Origin of the sequence: Roseateles sp. UC29_93 (assembly GCF_042695725.1) — a bacterium.
In the GTDB taxonomy this organism is placed as follows: domain Bacteria; phylum Pseudomonadota; class Gammaproteobacteria; order Burkholderiales; family Burkholderiaceae_C; genus Roseateles; species Roseateles noduli_A.
Genome location: NZ_CP170545.1, coordinates 5,291,342 through 5,316,736, shown reverse-complemented (window position 1 = coordinate 5,316,736; position 25,395 = coordinate 5,291,342). Strand labels below are relative to the sequence as shown.

General features: G+C 69.9%; 22 protein-coding genes and 1 pseudogene. 11 read left to right on the top strand and 12 right to left on the bottom strand.

All coding sequences use genetic code 11. From position 1 onward, the window contains the following. Positions 1 to 220: 220 nt before the first annotated feature. The 3 genes and pseudogenes from ACFJIX_RS24650 to ACFJIX_RS24640 all read left to right on the top strand — a co-directional run bounded on the left by ACFJIX_RS24650 (position 221) and on the right by ACFJIX_RS24640 (position 3,030). Entirely contained in the window at positions 221 to 910 is a 690-nt protein-coding gene (locus ACFJIX_RS24650; protein WP_377155275.1) for an MCP four helix bundle domain-containing protein, read from the top strand. A 103-nt stretch (positions 911 to 1,013) separates the two neighbouring features. Continuing rightward, positions 1,014 to 2,354: pseudogene (locus ACFJIX_RS24645) on the top strand (diguanylate cyclase domain-containing protein); the annotation flags it as partial. A 73-nt stretch (positions 2,355 to 2,427) separates the two neighbouring features. Then, entirely contained in the window at positions 2,428 to 3,030 is a 603-nt protein-coding gene (locus tag ACFJIX_RS24640; RefSeq protein WP_377161948.1) for an EAL domain-containing protein, read from the top strand. 254 nt (positions 3,031 to 3,284) lie between these two features. On the opposite strand, the gene ACFJIX_RS24635 is transcribed toward ACFJIX_RS24640, so the two are convergent. Further along, positions 3,285 to 3,842 carry a hypothetical protein gene (locus ACFJIX_RS24635; protein ID WP_377155274.1) on the bottom strand — a complete coding sequence of 186 codons (558 nt, stop codon included), beginning with the start codon at positions 3,840 to 3,842 and terminating at the stop codon, positions 3,285 to 3,287. A gap of 343 nt (positions 3,843 to 4,185) precedes the next feature. Here ACFJIX_RS24635 and ACFJIX_RS24630 point away from each other — a divergent pair, with 343 nt between their 5' ends. Next, positions 4,186 to 4,647 (top strand): hypothetical protein, encoded by a 462-nt coding sequence (locus ACFJIX_RS24630; protein ID WP_377155273.1) that lies wholly within the window; start codon positions 4,186 to 4,188, stop codon positions 4,645 to 4,647. Positions 4,648 to 4,799: 152 nt separating this feature from the next. On the opposite strand, the gene ACFJIX_RS24625 is transcribed toward ACFJIX_RS24630, so the two are convergent. The 3 genes from ACFJIX_RS24625 to ACFJIX_RS24615 all read right to left on the bottom strand — a co-directional run bounded on the left by ACFJIX_RS24625 (position 4,800) and on the right by ACFJIX_RS24615 (position 9,113). Beyond that, entirely contained in the window at positions 4,800 to 5,987 is a 1,188-nt protein-coding gene (locus tag ACFJIX_RS24625; protein WP_377155272.1) for a hypothetical protein, read from the bottom strand. Between the two features lie 24 nt (positions 5,988 to 6,011). Beyond that, positions 6,012 to 8,666, bottom strand: coding sequence for an ATP-binding protein (locus ACFJIX_RS24620; protein ID WP_377155271.1), 2,655 nt, complete (start codon positions 8,664 to 8,666; stop codon positions 6,012 to 6,014). A gap of 69 nt (positions 8,667 to 8,735) precedes the next feature. Continuing rightward, the gene (locus ACFJIX_RS24615; RefSeq protein WP_377155270.1) at positions 8,736 to 9,113 is read right to left on the bottom strand and encodes a response regulator; all 378 of its coding nucleotides are present in this window, start codon (positions 9,111 to 9,113) and stop codon (positions 8,736 to 8,738) included. 198 nt (positions 9,114 to 9,311) lie between these two features. Between ACFJIX_RS24615 and ACFJIX_RS24610 the strand changes: the two genes are divergently transcribed. Next, the gene (locus tag ACFJIX_RS24610) at positions 9,312 to 10,046 is read left to right on the top strand and encodes a response regulator (protein ID WP_377155269.1); all 735 of its coding nucleotides are present in this window, start codon (positions 9,312 to 9,314) and stop codon (positions 10,044 to 10,046) included. A 195-nt stretch (positions 10,047 to 10,241) separates the two neighbouring features. Here the strand turns inward: ACFJIX_RS24610 and ACFJIX_RS24605 are convergent, their stop codons facing one another. Continuing rightward, on the bottom strand, positions 10,242 to 11,981 hold the full coding sequence (locus ACFJIX_RS24605) for an ABC transporter transmembrane domain-containing protein (protein WP_377161946.1): 1,740 nt from the start codon (positions 11,979 to 11,981) through the stop codon (positions 10,242 to 10,244). A 270-nt stretch (positions 11,982 to 12,251) separates the two neighbouring features. Here ACFJIX_RS24605 and ACFJIX_RS24600 point away from each other — a divergent pair, with 270 nt between their 5' ends. The 4 genes from ACFJIX_RS24600 to ACFJIX_RS24585 all read left to right on the top strand — a co-directional run bounded on the left by ACFJIX_RS24600 (position 12,252) and on the right by ACFJIX_RS24585 (position 17,298). Then, on the top strand, positions 12,252 to 12,791 hold the full coding sequence (locus ACFJIX_RS24600; protein ID WP_377155268.1) for a MarR family winged helix-turn-helix transcriptional regulator: 540 nt from the start codon (positions 12,252 to 12,254) through the stop codon (positions 12,789 to 12,791). Between the two features lie 74 nt (positions 12,792 to 12,865). Then, the gene (locus ACFJIX_RS24595; RefSeq protein WP_377155267.1) at positions 12,866 to 14,329 is read left to right on the top strand and encodes an efflux transporter outer membrane subunit; all 1,464 of its coding nucleotides are present in this window, start codon (positions 12,866 to 12,868) and stop codon (positions 14,327 to 14,329) included. A 96-nt stretch (positions 14,330 to 14,425) separates the two neighbouring features. Beyond that, on the top strand, positions 14,426 to 15,673 hold the full coding sequence (locus tag ACFJIX_RS24590) for an efflux RND transporter periplasmic adaptor subunit (RefSeq protein WP_377155266.1): 1,248 nt from the start codon (positions 14,426 to 14,428) through the stop codon (positions 15,671 to 15,673). After that, complete coding sequence (locus ACFJIX_RS24585) at positions 15,670 to 17,298, top strand: DHA2 family efflux MFS transporter permease subunit (RefSeq protein WP_377155265.1); 1,629 nt, start codon at positions 15,670 to 15,672, stop codon at positions 17,296 to 17,298. The genes ACFJIX_RS24590 and ACFJIX_RS24585 overlap by 4 nt, the downstream gene beginning before the upstream one ends. A 50-nt stretch (positions 17,299 to 17,348) precedes the next feature. Here ACFJIX_RS24585 and ACFJIX_RS24580 read toward each other — a convergent pair whose 3' ends face one another. The 7 genes from ACFJIX_RS24580 to ACFJIX_RS24550 all read right to left on the bottom strand — a co-directional run bounded on the left by ACFJIX_RS24580 (position 17,349) and on the right by ACFJIX_RS24550 (position 24,359). Next, the gene (locus ACFJIX_RS24580; RefSeq protein ID WP_377155264.1) at positions 17,349 to 18,311 is read right to left on the bottom strand and encodes a GSU2403 family nucleotidyltransferase fold protein; all 963 of its coding nucleotides are present in this window, start codon (positions 18,309 to 18,311) and stop codon (positions 17,349 to 17,351) included. Between the two features lie 26 nt (positions 18,312 to 18,337). Further along, on the bottom strand, positions 18,338 to 19,231 hold the full coding sequence (locus ACFJIX_RS24575; RefSeq protein ID WP_377155263.1) for a hypothetical protein: 894 nt from the start codon (positions 19,229 to 19,231) through the stop codon (positions 18,338 to 18,340). Positions 19,232 to 19,366: 135 nt separating this feature from the next. Then, complete coding sequence (locus ACFJIX_RS24570) at positions 19,367 to 19,780, bottom strand: response regulator transcription factor (protein ID WP_377155262.1); 414 nt, start codon at positions 19,778 to 19,780, stop codon at positions 19,367 to 19,369. 29 nt (positions 19,781 to 19,809) lie between these two features. Then, positions 19,810 to 22,083, bottom strand: coding sequence for an AsmA family protein (locus ACFJIX_RS24565; protein WP_377155261.1), 2,274 nt, complete (start codon positions 22,081 to 22,083; stop codon positions 19,810 to 19,812). Next, on the bottom strand, positions 22,074 to 23,606 hold the full coding sequence (locus tag ACFJIX_RS24560) for a phosphatidylserine/phosphatidylglycerophosphate/cardiolipin synthase family protein (RefSeq protein ID WP_377155260.1): 1,533 nt from the start codon (positions 23,604 to 23,606) through the stop codon (positions 22,074 to 22,076). The genes ACFJIX_RS24565 and ACFJIX_RS24560 overlap by 10 nt, the downstream gene beginning before the upstream one ends. Positions 23,607 to 23,610: 4 nt before the next feature. Further along, the gene (locus ACFJIX_RS24555; RefSeq protein WP_377155259.1) at positions 23,611 to 24,147 is read right to left on the bottom strand and encodes a bacterioferritin; all 537 of its coding nucleotides are present in this window, start codon (positions 24,145 to 24,147) and stop codon (positions 23,611 to 23,613) included. Between the two features lie 35 nt (positions 24,148 to 24,182). Then, a complete protein-coding gene (locus ACFJIX_RS24550; protein ID WP_067271457.1) occupies positions 24,183 to 24,359 on the bottom strand; it encodes a DUF1328 family protein in 177 nt (58 codons plus the stop codon). 263 nt (positions 24,360 to 24,622) lie between these two features. Here ACFJIX_RS24550 and ACFJIX_RS24545 point away from each other — a divergent pair, with 263 nt between their 5' ends. Continuing rightward, positions 24,623 to 25,150, top strand: coding sequence for a hypothetical protein (locus tag ACFJIX_RS24545; RefSeq protein WP_377155258.1), 528 nt, complete (start codon positions 24,623 to 24,625; stop codon positions 25,148 to 25,150). Between the two features lie 22 nt (positions 25,151 to 25,172). After that, positions 25,173 to 25,376: a hypothetical protein gene (locus tag ACFJIX_RS24540; RefSeq protein ID WP_377155257.1), complete on the top strand. Its 204-nt coding sequence runs from the start codon at positions 25,173 to 25,175 to the stop codon at positions 25,374 to 25,376. The last annotated feature ends 19 nt before the right edge of the window (positions 25,377 to 25,395 follow it).

Genomic DNA, 25,395 nt, shown 5'->3' with positions numbered 1-25,395 from the left:
AGCCCCCAGGCCGCGCGGTCTCCCCGGGCCGCTCCCTCGCCCGGACGACGTCACCCCCCGGAAGAGGTAGGCGGCGCCCCATCGCATTACGCCTGTAATGCGCGCGGTGAGCCGTCGTAACCCGATCCCAACGTGCGCCTCCGAACATCGCCGCAGCCCGGACAACGTCGCTCGTACGCCAGCGGCCGCCGGCCATCGAGACAAGCCACGCGGGGTCCGCATGAAATCCATCCAGTCGCTCAGCACCGGCACGCGCCTCGCCGCCGTGTTCCTGCTCCTGCTCGCGCTGTCGGCCCTCAGCACCGGCGTGGTCGTGTCGCGTTTGGCCGCCGTCAGCGCCAGCCTGCGCCAGATCGAGCGCGAACGCCTCCCGCTGATCCAGCGCCTGGGCGACATGTCCGACCAGGTCAACGCCGTCGGCCGCGGCCTGCGCAACGCGCTGATCTTTGAGGACGAGACCCGCATCGCCGCCGCGCTCGTGGACACCGGCCGCCAGACGCGCGAGATCGCCGCCACCATGGAGTCGCTGAAGCACCAGCCCGCGTTGGAAAACGGCGCCGCGGACATCGCGCGCCTGTCGCGCTCGTTCTCGGACTACGTGCCGCTGCAGCAGCGCTTCGTCGCGCTGCTCAAGGACCGCCACCGCGAGGAGGCCGGCGCGCTGCTCGTGGGCGAACTGCGCGCGGCGCAGCTGAAGACCATGGCCGACCTTGATGCCCTCAAGGACCGCCAGACCGCGCTCATCAGCGCCGCGGCGGAAGCAGGCGAGGAGGGCTACCTGAACGCCCGCGGCCTGCTGATCGCGCTGTGCGCCGCGATGCTGGTGGGCGCCGCGGTGGTCGGCAGCCAGCGGATCCGCCGGGACCTCGCGCCGGGCACCGGCGAAGCGGTCGCGCGACTCAGCGCCTGAGCGACGCGATGGCCGAGCGCCTGTACGCCTGTACGCCCGAGCGCCTCGGCACCCCCGAACACCCCTGAACACCCCTGAACACCCGCTACGACGGAGAACGCTCATGAATCACACGGTGAGCCGGCCCTACCGCTGGGGCGTCTACGGTCTGCTGGCCGCGCTGGTGGCGCTCAGCATCGGCATGTCCGTCGCCATGGACTGGATGACCGCCAGCATCCGCAGCAGCGCCACGCCGCTGCTCAAGGAGAAGGTGCCGCTGCTGCATCACCTCTCGGAGTTCGAGTCTTCGCTGCTGCTGCATCAACTGGCGATGAACAAGTACTTCGCGAACTCGATCAGCCATGACCGCTTCGTCATGCTCGAGCGCGACACGCGCCGCGACATGGACGCCAACCTCCAGGCCCTGCGCGCGCAGACCGAGCACAAGGACGTCATCGGGCGGATGCAGGTGGGCTTCGAGTCCATCCTCGCGCTGACGCCGCGCTTCGACGCCGTCGCCGACAACCCCAAGCCCGGCGCGGCCGAGGCGGTGCTGTTCGAACTGAACCGGCTGACCAACCAGGTCCGCGGCGACATCGACGCGCTCCAGGACGAGATCGACGCCATGGTCTACCGCAGCAGCGAGCAGGCCACCCATCGCATCGACCAGATCGGCACCGTCGTCCACGTCTTCAACCTGATCACCGCGGTGACGGCGCTGTTCATGATCCACCACGTGTGGGCGCGGCTGCGCTCGGAGGATGTCCTCGCGCACCAGGCCGTCCACGATCCGCTGACCGGGCTGCCGCATCGCCGCAGCCTGGAGCGCCGGCTCGCCCAACTGGACGGCGCGGACCTGACGCTGGTGGCGGGCAAGCTGGACCGTTTCGAGCGCGTCGTCGTCAGCCTCGGCCATCGTCATGCGGACCAGTTGATGCTCGACGTCGGACGGCGGCTGGAGGCCGCGGCCCGCGCCCACGGCGGCCAGTTGTTCCGCCTGGACGGCGCGATGATCGCGGTGCTCTACGAGGGCCCGAGCGCGGAACACGTCGCCGCCATCGCCCACCTGCGCGAGGAACTGGCCCGGCCGTTCCGCGTCAACCGCCACGAGGTCTTCCTGACGCTGAGCCTGGGCGAGGTCGACAGCCGCGAGGACGGCGGCAACGCCGAGACGCTGCTGCGCAAGGCCGATGCCGCGCTGCAGTCGGCCGAGCGCGCGGGCGGCGACCAGTTGGTGCCGTACTCGGCGCACCTGCAGACGCAGACGCTGGAGCGGCTCGACATGGAAGCCGATCTGCAGCACGCGATCGAGCGCGGCGAGCTGGCGCTGCACTACCAGCCGCAGCAGGACCTCGCGACCGGCGCGCTGCGCGGCTTCGAGGCGCTGCTGCGCTGGAAGCGCCAGGGCCGCCTGGTCTCGCCGGCGGAGTTCATCCCGCTCGCCGAGGAGTCCGGCCTGATCGTGCCGATCGGCGCCCTGGGTCTTCGAGCAGGCCTGCCACCAGGCGCGCCTGTGGAACGAGGGCCGCGCGGAACCGGTGGTCATCGCGGTCAACGTGTCGATGCGGCAGTTCCAGCAGGCGGGCTTCCTGGACACGATCCGCCACGGGCTGGCCGTGTCCGGCGTCGATCCGGAACACGTGGAGATCGAGCTCACCGAGAGCACCGCGATGCAGGACCCGGAGAAGGTCATGGACGTGCTGGAAGCGCTGCGCGGGCTCGGCCTGGCGCTGGCGATCGACGACTTCGGCACCGGCTATTCCAGCCTCGCCTACCTGAAGCGGTTTCCGTTGAACAAGCTCAAGATCGACCAGTCCTTCGTGCGCGGCATGAGCCTCGATCCGAAGGCGAATCCGTCGTGCATCGTGCACGCGGTCGTCGGCCTCGCGCACAGCATGCAGCTGACGGTGCTGGCCGAGGGCGTCGAGACGCAGGAGCAGCGCGCCCGCCTCGTGGAGATGGGCTGCGACGAGATCCAGGGCTATTTCTACGGCCGCCCGCTGGCGGCGGACAAGGCCGCGGAGTTCCTCGCGCAGCACGATCGCCGCGCGGCGCTGACCGCGATGGCGCCGATGGTCGCGACAAGCGCCACGGCCGCGTCCGCGCTCGGGCTGTCGTTCCCGGCACTGGCGGCGGCGTGAGCGCGCCGTGCGGTCGTCGATGAACCCCCGATGGCAACGGCGCGCGATCGGTGCGCGTCCCCTCGATCAACGGGCCCGCGATCGTGCCGATTTGCGCACGTGGACCTTCGACGCCGATGCGCCGCTGGCGATGGCCGAGATCCTCGATGTGATCGACGCGCTGGAGGAGATCGAACGGCTCGACGGCCTGGATCCCCGGACCGGACCGGGCAGGGTGTTGATGGCGCGGGTCGTGCCCGCGGTCTCCGGAAGGTTCAGGCCGCCGCGCGCTTCAGCCGTGCGCGGACGCGGCCCAGCGCCTGCCACAAGGTGGCGGCGTCTGCCGGCTTGAGCGAGCCGGCCTCGGCCGGCAGCGGCGCCAGGCCGGACTGCTCGGCGAGCGCGATGGCCTCGTCCACCAGCCCGATCCAGCGGCCCAGCAGCGCGGCGCTGATCTCGAGGCGGTCCAGCGTCTGATGCGCGACGCGCGAGGCCGCGGCCGCGCCGGCCGAGGCCAGCGCCAGCAGGCGGTTCCATTCCTGCGTGATCGCGGCTGACTCGGCCGTCATGTCGGCAGTGTTGACGGTGGCGGCAGTGACGGCAGCCGCCTCGTTTCGCACCGCGCTGCCGCGCTGGACGACGAGATCGTCGAGCGCATTGCTCATGTGGATCAGCGTTTCCACCTGCGCGATTGCGTCGCGCAGGCCGATGTCGAGCGCGCGCAGGCTGGCGCGCGCGCCCGCCCGGTCCAGCGCTTGCGGACGCGGGCCCGGTGTGCCGAGGCGCGCGATGTGTCCGGCCGATTGGAGTTCCAGCCAGGCCAGCCGCGCCATCCGCGCTTCCAGCCCGGCGAGCGTCGCCGCCGTCCCGTCCTCGAGTCGACGGGCGGCGGCTTGGGCGAGCGTGAGATCGGTGGTATCGGGCCGGACGCGGGGTGCCGCGCCGGGGGGATGCGTCTGAAGCGTCCGACGGATCCTTCGCCGACGTGCGTCGAGGTCGCACACCGCGAACGGCGGCGGCCACCAGCAGCGCGATCGCCGCGAGGCCGCCGACCGCCCAGGCCCGCGAGCTGCCCGCGGTGTCATGCGACGCCTCGCGCATGCGGGTCACATACGTCTCGCGCACGGTCTTGCGTTCCGCCAGCGCGGCGTCCAACGCCTGACGCTGACTGTCCCCGTGCAAACGCGTGGCCATCGCCACCGAACCCTCGCGCACGAGGCCGCTCTCGTCGGCCAGCAGGTCCCACAAGCGCCGGTCGGCCGACAGCATGTCCGCCATCTCCGCGCGCGACGTGCCGCCGCGCACGCCGGCGATCAGGTCGCTGCGCGTCTGCTCGGCCTGGAAGCTCAAGGCCGTCAGGCGATGGAAAGCGCCGCGGGTGCCGGCGTCGATCTCGCGCCGCGGGGCGACGCGCGCCCGCATCAGTTGCGCGCCGGCTTCGTCGACAAGGCGATCGAGCCGATCGAGGCCGTGCATGACGCGCAAGTCGGTCTCGATGCCGGCTTCGAATCGGGCCATGCCCGTGCCGAAGGCAGCGACGCCAGCGCCGAGCACCAGTCCGGCCATGCCCAGGCGGGCGCCGGGGCGCGCCGCCAGTGCGGAGATCGCGGCGACGAGCGTGGAGTTCTCCGGCGCTGATGCACCAGCGGAGTCATCGACGCTGCGGGGGTTGCCCGGCTCGTCCGACTTGCCCGGATTGCTCCGATGGCTTGGACTGCCCGGGCTGCCCGGGCTGCCCGTGTCGCGCGGCTTTCTCGCGTTACCCGAATTGCCCGGGTGGCCGGCGGCGCTCATGTCGAATGCCCCAGCTGCGAATCCCGGCCCAGCGTCGTGCTGATCGCATCGGCGATCGCCTGCAGCCGCTGGACCTCGCCGGCATCGAAGGCGTCCGCCGATGTCGAGAACAGCGCCAGGCAGCCGTACCAGACGGGACCGTGCCAGATCGGCAGCAGCAGCGCCCGCGCGCAGGTCGCGCAGCCGCGCCACACGAAGGTCGTCCCCAGGTCGGAGAGATGTCGTCCCAACACCTGCGGCTCGCCGGCGCGCAGTGCGCGCAGCACCTCCTGGCGGCCGGGCAGCAGCAGCAGGTCGCCCACCCACGGCGGATCGATCAGCCCCGTGCGCGCCGCCACCTGACGGATCAGCAGGCGATGCAGCGCGTCGGCGCCCGGGCCCGTCCGCGCGACGCAGACGAGATCCGCGGCGCCCGCGCGCACGAGCGCGTTGCCGATGCCTTCGAGTGCCTCGCCGGTCACGCCGAGCCGCAGCGCATCGCGCCAGGCCGGCTCCTCGAAACGCGCCTGCATCGCGCCGATCGCGGCGGTCTGGCGTCGCAGCCGGCTGGACAGCCATAGCAGCCCGAGCGTCATCGCCCAGCCCGCCGCCAGCGCGGCATCGATCAGCGCGCGGTCGCGTTCGCCGTGATCGGCGGCCCAGGCCTGGTGTCGGCGCTCCGCCTCCGACTGCGCGGCGGCCAGATCGGTGAGCGCGCGCTGGACGTCGACGGTCGCCGGCGCCAGCTGCGTCGCGACGAGGTGCCGCACCGCCGCCGTGTCGTCGGCGCGCAGGCCGTTGGCCAGCCGGTCCAGCGCGAGCGTCAGCGTGCGGATCCGCGCCGCGGCGGCGGAGGTCGCCGTCGTCAGTTCGGGCGAGGGTTCATGAGGACGGTCGTCGCCGAGCTTGCGGAAGGCGTTGCGCGCGCGTTCGGCGCTCGCCTGCACGGCGAAGGCGGCCTGCGTGGGCGTGAGCTGGCCGTCGTCGCGTTCATCGACGATGCGCAGCGGCGCGGTCAGCAGACCGTCGCTGACCGACAGCAGCAACGCCGCGCGTCGCGAGGCCGGCAGCGGCGCCAGGTCGGGCCAGGGGCGGTCGGCGCGGACGGCGACGAGGGTCGTCGCGGTCAGCGCCGCCAGCAGCACGAGTGCACCACGGTGAGCCCAGCGAGGGGCCACGGCAGCGCCGGGGTTCAGCGTGTCCATGCGCCGCATCGTGCGGCGGTGCGACTACCGCGCGGTTACCCCCGGCGACCCGGACGTTTCAGCTGAAACCGCCGATGCGCCAAGCACGCGGGACACCGCCTGCGCGAGCTCCGCCGCGCTCAGCGGCTTGCGCACCAGCTCGCGCGCGCCGGAGGCGGCGACGCGGGCTTCGAGCTCTTCGCCGCCGTAGCCGCTCATCACCAGCACCGGCAGCCCGGGCCGTCGCGCGAGCAGCCGCTTCGCCAGCTCGACGCCGCTCATGCCGGGCATGGTCTCATCGGTCAGCACCGCGTCGAAGCGTTGCGGCGCGCGTTCGAAGGCGACGAGCGCGGCCTCGGCGCTCGGGAAGCCGACCGGCTCGTAGCCGAGTTCCGCCAGCAGTTCCTCGGCGAACTCGCGCAGCGGCGCCTCGTCATCGACGATCAGCAGCGTCTGGCCGTCGCCGCGCGGCGGCGCTTCCGCGTCGTTCGACCGGAGCGCGCGCGGCGCTTCGCCGGCCACCGGGAACCACAGCGCGAAGCTGCTGCCGCGGCCCGGCTCGGTGCGCACGTCGATGGCGCCGCCCATGTCGGCGACGATGCTGTGCACGACCGACAGGCCCAGCCCCGTGCCTTCGCCGACCGCCTTCGTGCTGAAGAACGGATCGAACATGCGGCCGTAGACGTCCGGCGCAATGCCGGTGCCGGTGTCGGAGACGCGGACCTCGGCGTACCGGCCCGGCGGCAGCGTGCCGTGGCTCAGCAGCACGGGCTGCGCGCGCACCAGCACGTCGACGCTGAGGCCCAGCCGCCCGCCGCCAGGCATCGCGCCGACGGCGTTGCTGCACAGGTTGCTGACCAACTGCTGCATCTGCAGCACGTCCCCGAGCAGACCGGCGTTGCCGCCGCGCAGCGCGGTGTGGAGTTCGACATCCGCGGGCAGCGTCGGCGTCACCAGTTGCAGCGCCTCCTCGACGGCCTGGTCGACGTTGACCAGGCTGCGGTCATGCACGCCGCTGCGGCTGAAGTCCAGGATGCGGCGCACCAGCAGCCGGGCCCGCGCGCCCGCCTGCATGATGCGGTCCAGGTGGCGCGCCAGGTCGGCGTTGGCAGTGCCGGCTCGGCGCTGCGCCATCTCGCCGTGGCCCAGGATCGCGCCCAGGATGTTGTTGAAGTCGTGCGCGATGCCGCCGGCCAGCGTGCCCAGCGACTCCATGTGCTGCGCGGTGCGCAGTTGGGCCTGCAGGCGCTCGCGTTCGGCCTCGGCGTCCTTGCGCGGCGTGATGTCCATCGCGGCGCACGAGAAGCGCGTCGGCCGGCCCGCCGCGTCGCTCAGGCATCGTCCGCGCAGGTGCAGCCAGCGCCAGACGGTGTCGTCCTCGCCGTCGTCCAGGGTGTCGCTCAGGGTTTCATTCGCGGCTTCATTCCCGACCTCTCGCTTCGCTCCGCTCGCGCTGTCTCGGCGCTCATCGGCGGGACGTGTGCCGCCGCCGGAAAGACGGACGCGGTACTCGATGTCGAGCTCCGGCGTGCGGCCCGCCAGGTGCTCGTGCAAGCTGTCCGTGACGACCGGACGATCGTCCGGATGCAGATCCAGGGAGAGGAACAGCGCGCGGGCTTCCATCGGCCGCGCCGACGGCGCCGCGCCGTGCAGGCGCAGCCAGCGCTCCGAGGCGAAGAAGCTGTTTTCCTGCAGGTTCCACTCGGCGTGCCCTTCGTTGGCCGCCTCCATCGCCAGCGCGTAGCGCTGTTCGCTGCGGCGCAGCGCCTGCTCGCCGCGCTCGACGCGCAGCAGCTGTCGCAGCATCAGGCTCATCGTCAGCAGGCCCACCGCCACCAGCGCCAGCGTGCGCAGCGCCAGGCCGACCATCTCCGCGCGCCACGGCGCCATCGCCTCGTGCGCGTCCTTGGTCACCGACATCATCAGCGGCCGGTCCGAGACCGGGAGCGACACGATGAACTTCTCGCGCCCGTCGACGGGGCTGCGCGCAATCCGCGGTGCGCTGGCCTGCTGCGAGGTCAGGTCGCTGAAGACCTGCCCGTCGGCGCGCGGGTCCGGCGGCTGGCGCACGACCAGCCGGCCGTCGTCGAAGGTGAGGATCAAGGCGCTGCCCGCGCCGAGGTCGATCGCGTTGTAGACCTCGCGCAACTCGTCCAGCGTGACGATGGCCGTCACCACGCCGGCGAAGGCGCCGCTCGGCGTCTCCAGCCGCCGCGACACGACAAGCGCGGCGCGGCGCTCCGACCGCGTCACGATCGGCGGATTGATGAACAGGCCGGCCACGCGCGAGTCGCGTTGCGTCTCGAAGTAAGGTCGGTCGGAGACGTCGGCCAGCGGCTCGCCGGTCTGGCGCGAGCGGTAGCGCTGCCGGCCGTCGGCATCCGTGATCGTCAGCACGCTGACCTGCGGGGTGGCCGATGCGCGCATCCGCAGCGCGTTCTCGATGTCGGCGCCGGTCTGCCTGGCACCCTTGTCGCGGTACCAGATCGCCGTGTCGGTCAGGAGCAGGTCGACGGCCTGCAGGCTGCGCTCCGCTTCCTCCGACAGCGCCCGGGCCAGGTTGCTCAGCTCGCGGCCGGTGGACTGCGTGACCTGCTGGTGCAGCCGCCACGCGTCATAGGCGGACGAGGCGGCGAACGCCAGGATCACGCCGCTTCCGACGACGGCGATCCAGCGGCGCAGCGAGCGGGTTTCGGTCATGGGGGCGAAGGGAGCCGGCGTGGACGTTGAAGGGGCGGACGGGGTGGATTGTGTGGGCGGGGCAGGGGGTCAGTCCTTGCGCAGCAGCGGGCGGACGGCGGCCAGCAGTTCCTCGCGCAGGCAGGGCTTGGGCAGCAGGCCCTGGAGGCCGAGCTGCCGGGCGGCCGGCGACGCGGCGCCGAGCGCTTCCGAGACCTGCGTCGACAATCCCAGCAGGGCCGCGCGCGGATACGTGGCGCGCACGCGCTCGATCAGCGTGCGCACGCCGTCGCGCAGCATCGGCAGGTCCAGCAGCACCAGGCCGACGGCCTCGGCGCCGGGTTCTCCGGCGGCGCAGCCGGCGGCGATCGTTCGAGCGTCCATCACGTCGTGCCCGGCGGCGGCCAGCCACTCGGAGATCAGTTCGCGGATCGCGGCATTGTCGTCAAGAACAACTACGGTGAACATCGGCGGGGCGCGGGTGGCGGGGCCGTCCCGGAAGTCCGGGGCAGAGCCTGCGCGCAAGGGCGGGAATGACGCTATTGGCGCCGGGCGCTGTTCCGCCATCATTTCCGGGAGATTTCCTGCGTTACAGCTGAAATGCGGAGACACCCGGACGTGGCTTCCGCCGCGTGAAGAACCCGTGATAGCTTTCGGGCCGCCACCATGAATGCGACCACCACGCCCCACATCCTCGCGGTCGACGACGACCCGGCCATCCGCGAGCTGCTGACCGACTACCTCACCGAGCACGACCTGCGCGTGACCGCGGTGGGGTCGGGCGCGGAGATGCAGGCCGTGATGCAGGCGCAACTGGTGGACCTCGTGCTGCTGGACCTGCGGCTGGGCCGCGAGGACGGCATGCAGCTGGCGCGCACGCTGCGTGAGAGCAGTCAGGTGCCGGTGATCATCGTCACCGGCCGGCAGGATGAGGCCGACCGTGTGATGGGGCTGGAGCTGGCCGCCGACGACTACATCAACAAGCCCTTCAGCTCGCGGGAACTCCTTGCGCGCATCCGCGCCGTGCTGCGGCGCTATCAGCTGCTGCGGGAGGCCGTCCCGGCGCGCGACGAGCGTCGACGCGGCTATCGCTTCGACGGTTGGGAGTTGAACGTCCGCAGCCGCAGGCTCACCGCGCCCGACGGCGCGCGCGTGGAACTCTCCAATGGGGAGTTCAACCTGCTTCAGGCGCTTTGCTCGTCGCCCCAGCGCGTGCTGACCCGCGATCAGCTGCTCGACCTCTCCCGCCTTCACGGCGCCGAGGTCTACGACCGATCCATCGACGTCCAGATCCTGCGGCTGCGACGCAAGATCGAAAGCGATCCGGCACAGCCGCTCTACATCTGCACAGAGCGCGGGGCCGGGTACGTGTTCAGCGTGCCGGTGGAAGTGCTGGAGTAAGTCGGGGAGCGGGGCGAGGGAGAGCCCGCGCGAGACTGCCCGAGGCCGGCGGCGGAGCCCGCCAGGGCGCTCAACTCGATCCGCTCACCTGCGGTTCGCTGCTCTCAGACAGAACGCGCCTGGTCAGTCCTGGAAGCGGGCTCCGCCGCCGGCCTCGGGCAGCCTCGCGCACTGCCATCGACGGAGCAGCCTCCGTCATGCGTTGAACTGCAATGCGGCCAGGCGTGCGTAGAGGCCGCCTCGCGCCACGAGCTCGGCATGCGTGCCTTGCTCGACGATGCGACCATGATCCATCACCACGATGCGATCGGCACGCTGCACCGTCGAGAGACGGTGCGCAATGACCAGGGTCGTGCGGTCACGCATCGCCTCGTCCAGCGCCTGCTGGACCAGCCGCTCGCTTTCCGCATCCAGCGCGCTGGTGGCTTCGTCCAGCAGCAGCAGCGGCGCGTCCTGCAGCATCGCCCGCGCGATCGCAATGCGCTGGCGCTGGCCGCCAGACAGGCGCACGCCGCGCTCGCCCAGGAAGCTGTCGTAACCCTGCGGCAGTTGGCGGATGAACTCGTCGGCATGTGCGGCCTTGGCCGCGGCGATGACTTCCTCCGCACTCGCGTCCGGGCGGCCGTAGCGGATGTTGTCCAAGGCGCTGGCCGAGAAGATCACGCTCTGCTGTGGCACCAGCGCCATGCGGCCGCGCAGGTCCGCCAGCTTCACGCGGTCCACAGGCACGCCATCCAGCTGCAGCTTGCCGGACTGCACGTCGAAGAAGCGCTGCAGCAGCTGCAGCACCGTGCTCTTGCCAGCACCGCTCGGGCCGACCAGCGCGACGGTCTCGCCAGGCTCGATGCGCAGCGTGAAGTCCTCCAGCGCGGCGCGGTCGGGGCGCGACGGGTAGTGGAAGCGGACCTGTTCGAAGGCCACGCGCGCCGGGCCGGTCGAGGCGGGCAGGGCGACCGGCGCCGCCGGGTCCGCCACCGGCGATTGCGCCGCGAGCAGCTCCATCAGCCGCTCCATCGCGCCCGCCGCGCGCAGCAGGTCGCCCCAGACCTCCGCCAGCACCGCCACCGATGACACCAGCAGGATCACGTAGACCACCGTCTGCCCCAGGTGACCCGCGGAGATCTTGCCGGCCATCACCGCCTGCGTGCCCTGGTACAGCCCCCACAGCAGCGCGCCGAAGGTCGCCGTGATGATGAACGCGACGAGGAAGGAGCGCACCTTGGTCCGCTTGCGCGCGGTGTCGAAGGCGGCCTCGCTGGCGGCGTCGAAGCGCACGGCCTCGCGCGCCTCCTGCGCATGCGACTGCACGACGGTGATCGCGTTGAGCATCTCCGCGGCGATCGCGCTGGTGTCGGCGATGCGGTCCTGGCTCGAGCGCGACAGCCGCCGCACGCGGCGTCCGAAGAACATCGCCGGCGCCACGACCAGCACCAGGATGCCCAGCACCTGCGTCATCACCCACGGATTGCTGAAGATCAGCAGCGCCACCGCGCCCAGGCCCATGATGACGTTGCGCAGCCCCATCGACAGGCTGGAGCCGACGATGCCCTGGATCACCGTCGTGTCGGTGGTGATGCGGCTGATGACCTCGCCGGTCTGCGTCGTCTCGAAGAACTCGGGACTCTGGCGCAGCACGTGGCTGTAGACGGCGGTGCGCAGGTCCGCGCTGACCCGCTCGCCCAGCCAGGTCACTGCGTAGAAGCGCAGGGCCGAGAACACGCCCAGCGCCGCGCCGGTCGCGAACAGCCAGACGAAATGCTCGCGCAATGCCATCAGCCGGTCGCCCGGATCGGCGGACACCAGGCCCTGGTCGATCAACTGGCGCAGCGCGAGCGGGAAGACCAGCGTCGCTGCCGCCGCCAGGACCAGGAAGACGATCGCCGCGGCGATCCGCCCCCGGTATGGCCGCAGGAAGGGCCAGAGCGCCGGGCCCATCGCCCGCAAGGGGGGCGGCGTGCGCACGGCGTTTGCCTGTCCGCTCGAAGAGGGCGCCGGTTCGGGGTGGCGGGAGGCCGTCGCCGAGGGGGACGAGCCGGGAGAAGAAGGGGACATGGCGGACATGAGGTCAGTTTAGGGGCCGCGTGTTGCGGGAATGTCCCTACACGCGGAAAGTCCATCCCAGGCAGTGATTGGCAAGGCAATCATTGCCTAAGCAATAATTGTCATCAAGCATTTCCGTCAGTGCCATCCCGGAAATCCGAAGTCATGAAAGACGACGTCATGAGTGCCAAGTTGCCCCCGCCCGCCGATTTCTACAGCGCCGACAGCTTCACGTCGGAGCCGAGCCTGGGCTGGCTGCTGCGGCAGATCAAGCAGTCCATGGTGCTGCAGGCCGACAAGATGCTCGGCGAACTCGACCTGACCCACGCGCAATGGGCGCCGATGTTGCGGCTGCGTTTCAACGGCCCGATGTCCAGTGCCGCGCTCGCCCGCGAGCTGGCGATGGACGGCGGCGCGATGACGCGGCTGCTGGACCGGCTGGAAGCGAAGAACCTGGTGCGCCGCGAGCGCTCGGTCGAGGACCGGCGCGTGGTGATGGTGTCGTTGTCCGAGGTCGGCGTGAACGCGATGGCGGCCGCCCCGGGCGTGCTGTCCAAGGTGTTCAACGACCACCTGGCCGGCTTCACCGACCAGGAGTTCCGCACGCTGATCGGCCTGCTGCAACGCATCGTCGTCAACGGCCAGGGCATCCGCGACGCCGACCTGACGGGCGAGTCGTCCACGCTGGTCGACAAGTTCGAATGATCGCGACGGACCCGATGCCGACCTTTTCCATTGCCTGCTCTCCCCACAAGAACAACAGTCCTGAGGAACCTCCGATGACCTCCCGTTTCCTTCATCGCACCACGCTGGCCCTGGCCATGGGCGCGGCGCTGCTGATGGTGCTCACCGCCTGCGCGCCCATCCCCAAGCTGGCCGAACCCGGCCGTCCGATCGACGGCGCCGAAGCAGCCCGTCTGGGCCTCGACGCCGGCCAGAGCCAGGCGCTCGACGCGTCCTGGTGGAAGACCTTCCGCGATCCGCAACTGGATGCGCTGGTCGACCAGGCGATCGCGAATTCGCCGAACCTGGCGCTGGCCCGTGCCCGCATCGCCCGCGCCGCGGCGATGACCGAGAACGCCGAGGCCGCGAAGCGTCCGGCCGCCGAGCTCGAGGCCGACGTGACCCGCCAGCGCATCACCGAGAACGGCATCTACCCGCCGCCGCTGGCCGGCAGCGTCCGCACGCTGGCCAACATCCAGGCCGGGTTGAGCTACGAGTTCGACTTCTTCGGCAAGCATGACGCGGCGCTGCAGGCCGCGCTCGGCCAGCAACGCGCGGCCGAGGCGGACGCGGCCGCCGCGCGGCTGAGCGTGTCCAACGCCGTGGCCAAGGCCTACGTCGCGCTGGCGCGCAGCCAGGCGCAGGGCCGTCTGCTGGAGCAGCAGAAGACGCTGCGCGACCAGTCCTTCGAACTCGTGCGCCAGCGCAGCGCCGCCGGCCTGGACAACGGCCAGGACCTGCGCGTCGCCGAGGCGCCGCTGCCCGACATCCAGCGCCAGCAGGTCGTGCTGCGCGAGCAGCAGGCGCTGCTGCGTCATCAGATCGCCGCGCTGACGGGGCAGGGCCCGAAGGCGACCGAATCGCTGGAGGCCGCGCTGCCGGTCGCGCTCGACTGGCAGCAGGCGCCCCACCTGGACCTGCTGGGCCGCCGCCCGGACCTGGCCGCCGCGCGCGCCCGGGTCGAGGCGACGGCGCAGGACATCCGCGTCGCCCGCGCGCAGTTCTATCCGAGCGTGAGCCTGACGGCCTTCGTCGGCCTGAACTCGATCGGCCTGGATGAGCTGTTCAAGAGCGGCAGCCGCCAGTACGGCGCGGGTCCGGCGCTGCACCTGCCGCTGTTCGACAGCGGCCGGCTGCGCGCCAACCTGCGCGGCAGCGCCGCCGAGCAGGACGCCGCGATCGCGAGCTACAACGTCGCGGTGCTGGACGCCGTGCGCGACGCCAGCGACCAGTTCACCACGCTCGAGTCGCTGCGCCAGCAGCGCACGCAGCAGGACGCGCTGGTGGCCAACGCCGACAGCCAGGCCGCGCTGGCCGATCAGCGCCACCGCGCCGGCCTGACGGGCCGCATCGCGGTGCTGAGCGCGCAGCAGAACCAGCTGCTGCAGCAGCGCGGCCGGATCGACCTGCAAGCCCTGACGGTCGATGCGCAGATCAACCTGATGCGCGCGCTGGGGGGCGGTTATGCCGAGCCCGCCCGGGACGCCGCGCAGACGACCGCCTCCGCCGATCGCCGCTGACACCGGTTCCTCCGACAGGCATCGAACACGACATTGAAACGCCGGCGGTCATGCCGCTGACGCGCCCCGAATCACAAGAATCCCGAAGAGCACACCATGAGCGCAACGCCCCCGACCAACACGCAAGCTCCCGCCAAGAACGGCTCCCGCAAGAAGGGCCTGACGATCATCGCCGCCGCCGTCATCGTGGCGGGCCTGGCCTACGCCGGGTATGAATGGATCGTCGGCAGCCGCTACGAGTCCACCGACAACGCCTATGTGCAGGCCAACGTCGTGCAGATCACGCCGCTGGTCGGCGGCACGGTGCGCGCGGTCTATGCCGACGACACCGACTTCGTGAAGGCCGGCCAGAAGCTGGTGAGCCTGGATCCGGTCGATGCCCGCGTCGCGCTGGAGCAGGCACAGGCGCAACTGGCCCAGACGGTCCGCGAGGTCCGCACGCTGTACGCGAACAACAGCGGCTTCGAGGCGCAGGTCAAGGTCCGCGAGGCCGACCTGAAGCGCGTCTCCGTCGACCTGGATCGCCTGCAATCCGACGTCACGCGCCGCCAGCCGCTGGTGGCCACCGGCGCCGTCGGCAAGGAAGAGCTGGAACACGCGCAGTCGCAACTGACCTCGGCCCGTGCGCAAGCCGCCGCCGCGCAGTCGGCGCTGCAGGCCGCGAAGGATCAACTGGCCTCCAACCAGGTGCTGACGGACGGCGTCAAGGTCGAGGAACACCCGAACGTGCTGCGCGCCGCCGCGCGTCTGCGCGAGAGCTACCTCGCGCTGCAGCGCGCCGAGCTGATCGCGCCGGTGGACGGCTGGGTCGCGCGCCGCTCGGTGCAACTGGGCCAGCGCGTCGCGGCCGGCGCGCCGCTGATGGCGGTGGTCGGGCTGCAGCAGGTCTGGGTCGACGCCAACTTCAAGGAAAGCCAGCTGGCCAAGCTGCGCATCGGCCAGAAGGCGACGCTGGAGGCGGACGTCTACGGCAAGAAGACCGAGTACCACGGCACGGTGCAGGGCCTGGGTGCCGGCACGGGCGCGGCGTTCGCGCTCCTGCCGGCGCAGAACGCGACCGGCAACTGGATCAAGGTCGTGCAGCGCGTGCCGGTGCGCATTGCGCTGGACCCGAAGGAAGTGCAGGAGCATCCGCTGCGCGTGGGCCTGTCGATGGACGTGCAGGTCGACATCCGTGACCAGGGCGGCGCGATGCTGGCCGCCGCGACCGGCGCCAGCGCGCCGCGCCTGCAGACGACGATCTTCGACGTCCAGGAGAAGGCCGCCGACGAGCAGGTGAACAAGATCATCGCGACCAACCTCGGCAAGGCCGCGGCCAAGACGACCACCACGCGCGTGCAATGAGCGATTCCACTCCAACCGCGCCCGGCGCGCCGGCGGCCCCCGGGCCCGCCTCGCCGCAGGCATCGCCGGCGACTTCCGGGCCGCCGGCCGGTCCCGCGCCGCTGACCGGCACCGCGCTGGTGCTGGGCACCATCTCGCTGTCGCTGGCGACCTTCATGAACGTGCTGGACTCGTCCATCGCGAACGTGTCGCTGCCCGCGATCGCCGGTGACCTCGGCGTCAGCCCGGTGCAGGGCACCTGGGTCATCACGAGCTTCGGCGTGGCCAACGCGATCTCGGTGCCGCTGACCGGCTGGCTGACGCAGCGCTTCGGCGCGGTGCGGCTGTTCACGACCAGCGTGCTGCTGTTCGTGCTGGCATCCTGGCTGTGCGGCTTCGCGCACTCGCTGGAGATGCTGGTGGCGGCGCGCGTGTTCCAGGGCCTGGTGGCGGGGCCGATGATCCCGCTGTCGCAGACGCTGCTGCTGTCGAGTTATCCCAAGCACAAGGCGGGCACGGCGCTCGCGTTATGGGGGATGACGACACTGGTCGCGCCGGTGGTGGGGCCGCTGCTGGGCGGCTGGATCACCGACAACGTCACCTGGCCGTGGATCTTCTACATCAACGTGCCGGTGGGGCTGTTTGCGGCCGGGCTGACCTGGAGCATCTACCGCACCCGCGAGACCCCGACCAAGAAGCTGCCGATCGACACCATCGGGCTGGCGCTGCTGGTGCTGTGGGTGGGCTCGCTGCAGGTGATGCTGGACAAGGGCAAGGAGCTGGACTGGTTCGAGTCGAACCAGATCATCGCGCTGGCCGTGATCGCGGTCGTGGGCCTGGCGGTGTTCATCGTCTGGGAGCTGACGGACAAGCACCCGGTGGTGGATCTGCGGCTCTTCGCGCGGCGGAACTTCCTGTTCGGCGCCTCGGTGCTGTCGATCGCGTACGGGCTGTTCTTCGGCAACGTGGTGCTGCTGCCGCTGTGGCTGCAGCAGCACATGGGCTACACGGCCACCGCCGCGGGCTTCGCGCTGGCGCCGGTGGGTGTGCTGGCGATCCTGCTGTCACCGGTGGTGGGGAAGAAGGTGTCGGTGTGGGACCCGCGGATGATGGCGAGCTTCGCCTTCGTGATGTTCGCGATCGTGCTGTGGATGCGGTCGGTGTTCACGACGGACACGGACCTCGGGACCATCATGATCCCGACGATCCTGCAGGGCGGGGCGCTGGCGTTCTTCTTTATCCCGCTGACGACGCTGACCCTGTCGGGCATCACGCCGGAGCGGATCGCCGCGGCGGCGGGCTTGTCGAACTTCGTGCGGATCACGGCGGGCGCGATGGGGACGTCGATCTCCACGACCTTGTGGGAGAACCGCGCGGCGCTGCACCACCATCACCTGGCGGAGCGGCTGTCGCTGGGCGATCCGGCCGAGACGGCGGCGCTGGACACGCTGCAGCGCCAGGGCTTCAGCCACGACCAGGCGCTGGCCTACCTGAACCGGCTGGTCGACCAGCAGGCGTTCACCCGGGCGGCGGACGACATCTTCCTGGCGTCCGCGGTGCTGTTCGTCGTGCTGATCGCCTTCGTGTGGCTCACGAAGCGGCCCCCGAAGATGGGCGCGCCTGTGGATGCGGGCGGGGCGCACTGACGCGACGGTTGTCGCTCAAGAACGGAATGGGGTCCCGCGGGACCCCATTTTCATGCCGGTTGCGAGCAAAGCGTCGACCGCAGGCGTCGGGCATCCAACAGCGCCTGCACGACTTCTGCCTGTCGTCGATCCCGAGCGCGCTTGATGAACTCACGCGATTCGCTCTGACATAGCCGCCTCTTGACGTGGACGAACGTGACCGGGTCAATCGTGCGCATCAAGGCCATGCGACCGTCCGTTCCAACCACGACCTGATCGAAGCGGGGAGAACTCAAGAGCACCTGCGCACTCCCGGCTTGAACTGGATAAACATCACCGTCGTGCCCGCTGATTGGAAACGCATCGGTGTGCTTGCTGGGCTCCTGCCGGCGCAGGAAGTCCACCGAGAAGCCCGCAGCATTGATGGCCGACTCCTTCTGTGATTCGTCGCGCTTGAAGGAGGGGTCGGCAGTGCGAAGTACGTCCAGCATGAGTCGTGGGGGATTGGACATCCGTTGGACAAACCGGATGCGACTCTGGACGTCCCACAACAGGTCAACGTCATTCGTTGCGATTGCGGCGGGCTCCAAGCTTGCCTTCGCCGCCGTCTCATAGGCGAAGAGGCTGTAGGTCCCGACGACGCGATAGTGATCGATCAGCTCGTGGCGCCAGAGCGCATCGAGGATGCGGATGACTACATCCGGGACGCGCGCGAAACTGGTCCCCGAATTGTCCAGCTCCATCTGCGCGAGCGCGGTATCGCAGGCTGACAATTCGGCGATGGCGCATGAACGTCGCTGTCCTTGATCGTCGTGGAGACGCTCAAGGGCGGGACATCGAAGTCCGAGGTCTGCGATGCACGCGCCGCTCTGGACATCCAACCGTTGAAGTCGCGTCCCCGTCGACGTGTGGACCCATTGGAGCTGATGTCGAAACTTCTTCGCGTGCACTTCGGCGGTCCGTCGCCGTTCAAAGCAGGCAATTGCATCATCCAGCTGTGCAGAGACGATGGAATCCAGGGGAAGGAAAGACATGCGTGCCACCGGAAATGGACCGATGGCTACGCTATGGCAAGACCTGCCCCTCTCTCAATACCTTCGAGTTGCTGTTCTAGCTGCTCATATCGGTGGGTGTCCAACAACGACTTCACCATCCGCTGGTCGAGCATCTGATCGATGACAGGCAAAGCATCGCTGGCCTGCCGACGGGCAAGCAAGGCAAACATTCCTGGATCGATGGTCCTCACAAAGGCCATCTTGCCGGTGGTGCCGATGACAACGTGTTCCAGCGCCGGCGCGTCCCCGATCACGCGGAGCGCATCAGCGATACCTGGTGCGTCGATAGGTGCAGACCGACGTTTGCGACCGCCCACAAGCAAGGGAGAGGCATCGAAGCGAACTCGCAGCAGCAGGCCGTCGTCACCTCCCAGGTCGGCAACGTCGACCTGAGTTCGTCGCTCAAATACCGTGCGGAGCCTGGAAGCCCACGTACCGGATTCCGCTGCATCCAGGGCGATATGCATGAGCGTCGAAGTTGGCACCGTGCAGCCGGTGACTCCGGCTACCTGGGCATAGACGAGCAGCGCGCCAGCTCCGAGTAGCAGGCACCGGGTGCCAAGTCCGAGCCGTTCGATCTGATTGAGGATCTCGATGAGGGGCGTTGGCGCAATGCCCGCTCGCACTGCGCGATTCATCCGTTGCGCCACTTCCACCGACTGATGCAGGAGGGTCGAACGTTGCTTCAATTCCTCGCGTTCGCCCAGAAAGGCGTAGTAGCGCGCTTGTGTCGACGCTGCGCGCGGACCGAGATAAATCAGCCTCTTCCCGTTGCGTTGAACGAGGTACTCGTAGTCGCCGACAGTCTTCCAGAACATCGAACCACCCAGAGCCGCCAGCGCCCGATCCACCCGAACCTGTTCCTTGAACACGCGGGTAGCGTCGATGACCTGTCGCAAGGTCAGATCAGGCAGGCGCCTGAGTTCGATTTGTACCGATCGTCCATGCATTTTTGAAAAATGGAGTAAATCGTTTAAAAACAGTGATTTATGAATGTATTTCTTGATCGATGATGGGCTTTTGCGCCGTCGGCCTCAAGCCTTGGAGGACGCCAGGTCCAGGCAGTACGCGATCAGCTCGTCCAGTTCGCTGGACTTGTCGAAGACGCGGTCGGCGCCGAGCTGCTCGCAGCGCTGCCGCATGTCGGCCGTGGCGTAGTTGGTCAGCACGATGACCTTGGCCTCGGGCTGCAGTTGCCGCGCCTTGGGCAGCAGCGACATGCCGGAGCCGCGCTTGAGGAAGAGGTCGATGATGAGGATGTCGCAGGGGACCGCCTCGTCGTGCAGCCAGCGCAGCGCGCTGGCTTCGTCCTCGGCCCAGCCGACCACGTCGAGGTCGAGCATCTCCTGCAGCGTCGCGACGAGGTTCTCCCGGATCAGCGGGCTGTCCTCGACCAGGAAACAGTTCAGCGTGCCGGGCGTCGGTGCGGTGACGGGAACGGTGGACATGGGCATGGGCGTGAGCGAGGCGCTCATTATCACGATCCCGAGCCCCGCTTCGAAGCCGGCGCCAGCCGCGCGTTGCATTCAGACAGCGCCTTGAGACTCTCCGGGTCCGCCTCCTCGCCCAGGTCGATCAGCGGAACGATCGCCGCCAGCGGCGCCAGGGCCACGCCCAGCACGGCCGCGGGCACCAGCTTGCGCAGCAGCGGCCCCTTCTGCAGGCTGATCTGGGGGTCGCCGAACGTCCCCTGGATGTTCAGCGGTGTGCGCAGCGTCAGCGGGCTCTTGTCCTTGGGATCGACCTTGGCGGTCAACGCCAGCCGTTCCGTCGCCAGCGACATGCCGCCATCCACCAGCACCACCGAATCCTTCGTGTCGATGACCATCGGCCGCGGCGTCACCACGCCGTCCTTGACCCGCAGATCGGCGACGCCGCAGTACACCTCCAGCGGTTCGTCGCCGCGCACCAGCATGCCCAGGCCCTGCGCGATGTCGATGCCCGCCGCCTCCACGATCAGATGGGAGATGGTCCCTTCGGTCCAGTACAGCACCATGCGGCCATCCGCGCTCGCCAGCAGTTCGGCCGTCGACTTGCCTTCGCCATCCAGCGCGACGCGCCCGCCCATCAACCCGGTGACCCAGCGCTGGCCGTTCTTGCGCTCCAGGTTCAGCCACTGCTCCAGATGCACGCCGCCGACACGCAGCCGCGCCTGCCACTTCGCCTGCGGGCCCCGGCCGTCCAGCTTCATGTTGCCCGCCACCTGGCCGCGCGCCACGCGCGCATCGATGTCGCGCAATTCCAGGACGCCGTCCTGCAGCACGATCCGGGCGTTCAGCGGCTCGGCGGCCTGCAGGAGCGCGCTGCCGGATTCGAAACGCGCCAGCTTCACATTCACGTTGGCGTCCATCGCCCGCAGCGAGGGCAGGTCGAACTGCTTGTCCGGCAGCACGCGCGAAGGCCCCTTCTTCGCCTTGCGCGCACCCGGCTCCGCAGGCACACCGACCGCCGGTCCGAGGTCCGCCAGCCACAGCTCGCGACCGCGCAGTTCGCCGGTCAGCGTGGGGCGGCCATTCTCCGGCTTGTCGTACTGGAACTCGCCGCTCAACTGGCTCTTGCCGATCGTGGCCTTGCTGACCGCCGTGGTCCAGCGTGAGCCGTCGCGCGTCAACTTGCCCGCCATCGCGAAGGCCGGCGTGGTCGGCAGCGTGACGCCGAGCGGCTCGCCGACCGCGGCCAGCGAGGGCCCCGACAGCGTGTATTTCCCGGACAGGCCCTGGCTGACCAGCAGGTCGCGGACCTGGCCGTCAAAGCTCAACTGGGCCTTGCCGATGTTGCCGCGCAGCGTGACCGGCACGGCGGGTGCGTTCGGGTCCGAGGACATCCAGGGCAGCGCAGAGCCGGTCTGCAGGCTGGCCTTGATCGGCAGGTCGCGCCAATGGCCCTCGGCCTGCGCCGTCACGCCGTTGCGGCCGCCTTCGCCGGGTCCCGGTTCGCCGGCGGGCGCGGAGGCGCCCTTGGGCTTGCCCGCCACCCGTTCGCCGAAGTCCACGGCGAGCCGGGTGCCGGAGGCGGCCGCGCTGGCCACCCGCGCCGCCGCCGCGGGCGCGCGCTGTCCGGACGCCGCGCCCGATGCGGCAAGGCCCGAGCGCACCGCGGAAGCAGCGTCCTCCGGCGTCGCCCAGGTCTCGCGCAACGCGAAACGGCCCAGCAGTGACAGCTGCTGGATCTTGTCGTCCACCAGCACCGTGCCCTGGCCCACTTCGAGCAGGTCGAAGCGGATCCCGTCGATGTTGGGGCGCTTGCGCACTTGCGTGTCGCTGGGCGGCTGCTTGCCGAATTGCCAGCTCGCGCGGCCCTCGACGTCACGTTCCAGCCGCAGGGTCAGTTCGCCCGCGCGCAGCGACTTCACCTGCAAGGCCTGACCCTCGTGGCGCAGGGCCAGCAGGTCCGAATAACGCAGCGTCAGCGCGGCGTCCTGCGCCTGCAGCATCGGACCGCCCAGCGTGCTCCAGCTGGGGCCGGCGATCGTGAGGCTGTGCGAACGCAGGCGCAGGTGGCCGATCAGCCGGAGCTGCCAGGCGGTGTTGTCCTCGTCGCCGTCGAAGCGCACCTGGCGGTCGAGCTTCTGGCTCAGCCATTGCTCCGCCGGACGGCGCAGGAAGGGCCAGCCCAGCCATTCGCAGACGCCGACCGTGATCAGCAGCATCGCCAGCAGCACGCCCAGGCCCAGGGCCCAGCCATGGAAACGATGTCGTCGCGGACCCGGCGAAGGCGCCGGCGCGGAGGAGGGCGCGTTGTTCACCACCATTGCTCAAACATCCTGGAAAAGTATTCCTTGCCCCGTTGCCACAGGCCGCGGTCCTGCCAGCGCTGCAGCTCGATCGTCTTCGACGCGCCGCGGTCGCGCTCGAACATGCGCGTCATCGCGCCGCCGAAGTCCTCGCCGAGCACGACCGCGTTGACCTCGTTGTTGTGCACGAAGCTGCGCCAGTCCATGTTGCTGGAGCCGACCGTCGAGACCACGCCGTCGATGACGGCGGTCTTCGCATGCAGCACCGCGTCCTGCAGTTCATGGATGCGAACGCCGGCCTTCAGCATGCGCTCGTAGTGGCTGCGGCCCGCGTGCATCACCGGGCCGAAGTCGCTGCGCGAGGGCAGGATCAGCTGGACGTCGACGCCGCGCTGCGCGGCCTCGCACAAGGCGTCGACCATGTCCTGCCCGGGCGCGAAGTAGGCCATCGTCAGGTACGCGCTGCGCTGCGCGGCGCGGATGCTGCCCAGCAGCAGCGTGTAGATGCGGTTCTCGGTGTCCTGCGGCGTGGACGGGATCACGCGCATCAACTGCTGGCCCGCGGGCGGGCCGGGTGGCGGCTCGATCGCCGCGACGGTGCCTTCGCAGTGCTGCTGCGACCAGACCTCGCGGAACATCGTGTGCAACGCCTGCGTCGCGGGGCCGCGGACCTGGATCATCGTGTCGCGCCAGCCGTTCTCGTCGGCCTTGTCATCCCCCTTGTCATCCCCCTTGTCATCCCCCTTGTCATCCCCCTTGTCACCGGCCTTGCCTCCGGTCCTGCCGCTGGCTTCGCTCGATGCGGCCTGGGGCCGGGGCGCCTTCGACGCGCTTCGGCCGCCGAAACCACCCGAGCCCGACGAGTACACCGCGCTGATGTTGATGCCGCCGGTGAAGCCGGTCTCGCCGTCGATGACCAGCATCTTGCGATGGTCGCGCTGCGTGATCTTGTGGTACCGCGTGCGCTGCTTCAGCGGGTTGACCGGATTGAAGGCGCAGACCGCGATGCCGCCCTGACGCAGGCGGTCGAAGTAGGTCTCGTCCGTGCCGATCGATCCGACGCCGTCGTAGAGGACCGCGACCTCAAGGCCATCCGCGCGTCGCTTCAACAGCAGGTCGGCCAGCTGTCGCGACACGTCGGCGTCCTCGATGATGTAGCTCTCCAGGACGATCTGCCGGCGTGCCTTCTCGATGGCCGCGAACATGGCGGCGAAGGTGGCCGGCCCATCGACGAGCAGCTGCGCATCGTTGCCGGCATACAGGTCGACATCCCCGAACGCGGACATCGCCGCGATCTGCCGCTTCAGCAGGTCCGATTTGCCTTGTGCGGCCGCCGCCTGCAGGGCCTGCTCGCGCCTGGCCTGGTTCATCTGGCCGCGCGGGCCGACGACGTCGACCTGCGCGGCCACCCGCGTCAGCGTCGGCGCCGTGGACGGCGGCTCCGGGACGCGGCCGTTGACCGGCGCGCGCGGCGTGCCGCAGGCCACGAGACCGACGCTCGCGCCGAGCGCGAAGAGCAGGGCCGCGACGCGCCGGCGCATGCTGTCAGTCCCTCAGCAGGTCGGCGAGGTCGTCGGCGTGCTCTTCCTCTTCGGCGAGGACTTCCTCGAGGATGCGTCGCGTCGTCGGGTCCTTGTCGCCGATGAGCTGGATCATCTGGCGGTAGGCCTCGACGGCGATGCGCTCGGCGATCAGGTTCGATCGCAGCATCTCCTTCAGGTCCTTGGACTCGTCGTACTCGGCGTGGCTGCGTTGGGTCAGCGTGTCCGGCTTGAAGTCCGGATCGCCGCCCAGCTGCACGATGCGCTCGGCGATGCGGTCGGCGTGGACCGCCTCCTGCGTGGCGTGCTCGAGGAACTCCTCGGCGATGCGCGGCGAGTTCAGGCCGTGCGCGGTGAAGTAGTGGCGCTTGTAGCGCAGCACGCAGACCAGCTCGGTCGCGAGCGCGTCGTTGAGCAGGCGGATCACGTCTTCGCGCCACGGGCCGTAGCTGGGCGTGACCGGGCCTTCGTCGAGGTGCTGGCGAGCGCGTTGCAAGGCCTGTTCGTCAAGCTGCAGGTGCTTGTGTTCGGGGGCGTTCATGGGCTGGCTCCTCTGGATTCAAGAATCGGTGAAGGTCACTTTCGAAGGGCGTTCACGCCGGTGATGCCCAGGACCAGCAGCACCAGGAAGATGACCAGGAAGATCCCGAACAGGATCTTGGCGATGCCCGCCGCGCCCGCGGCGAGGCCGGTGAAGCCGAGTACACCCGCCACCAGCGAGATCACGGCAAAGATCAAGGCCCACTTCAACATGACGATGTCCTTTCCAGCTGTCGGCCGCGGCGCGGCACTTGGGGTCACTGTAGAAGCCGCCGTGGACCGGAAGGATCAGCAGGGCCCACGTCCGGGTGTAGGACAGGACGCCGCCACCGCTGCCTTGGAGCGCGGTGCCGGACTCGTCCTACACGCGGCTCCGGCGCGGTACGACAGACCGCGGCGGGTCGCGGGCCTAGCCTTGCTTCATCCTCCCGTCCCGTCTTCCGACCTCGGCGCCGAGCGCTGGAAAGGAACCCAAGATGATCAAGCTCAACAAGACCCTCACGTCCCCCTCCGCCGCCGCGTGGATCACCGCCGGGGCGGTGCTGTCGGCCGTCATGATGGTGACCACGCCGGCCTTCGCGGCCGCGTCCAAGTCCGACATCCAGGCGACCTATGAGCAGGAACGCGCCAACTGCCTCGCCGGCAAGACCGGCCAGGCCCGCGCGGCCTGCCTGAAGGAAGCCGGCGCGGCCCGTCAGGAAGCCCAGCGCGGCAGCCTCCGGACCGCGAGCGCGCAGGACCTCGCCAACAACGCGATGCTGCGCTGCCAGCGCGTCGCCGCGGAAGACCGCGAGGACTGCCGCATGATGGTGATGGGGCAGGGCACGCGCGACGGCAGCGTGCAGAGCGGCGGCATCCTGACCCGCATCGATCGCATGGTGCAGGAGAACCCGACGGCGGCGGGGATTCCGTCCGCCCCGGCCGAACCGCCGAGCGCGACGATGCGTCCGGGACCGGACGTTCCGCCCCCGCGCCAGCCCAAGGCCAGCGCGCCGGCACGATGATCGATCGACGAGGAGCGACACCATGCTGATGAAACGACTCGTCCCCCTCGCGTTGTCGAGCCTGGCCGGCTACGCCCTGTGGCAGTGGCAGGCCCGGCGCTTCGAGGCGCGGCACAAGACCTCGCATTCGAAACCCGAGGAGGTCACCACCTGGGAAGGCGAGGGCGGCGCGCTGCATCGCACCGGACCGCACATGGGACCCGAGCCCGCCAAGCCCACGACCTGACGCGCTCGACGCGCTAGAC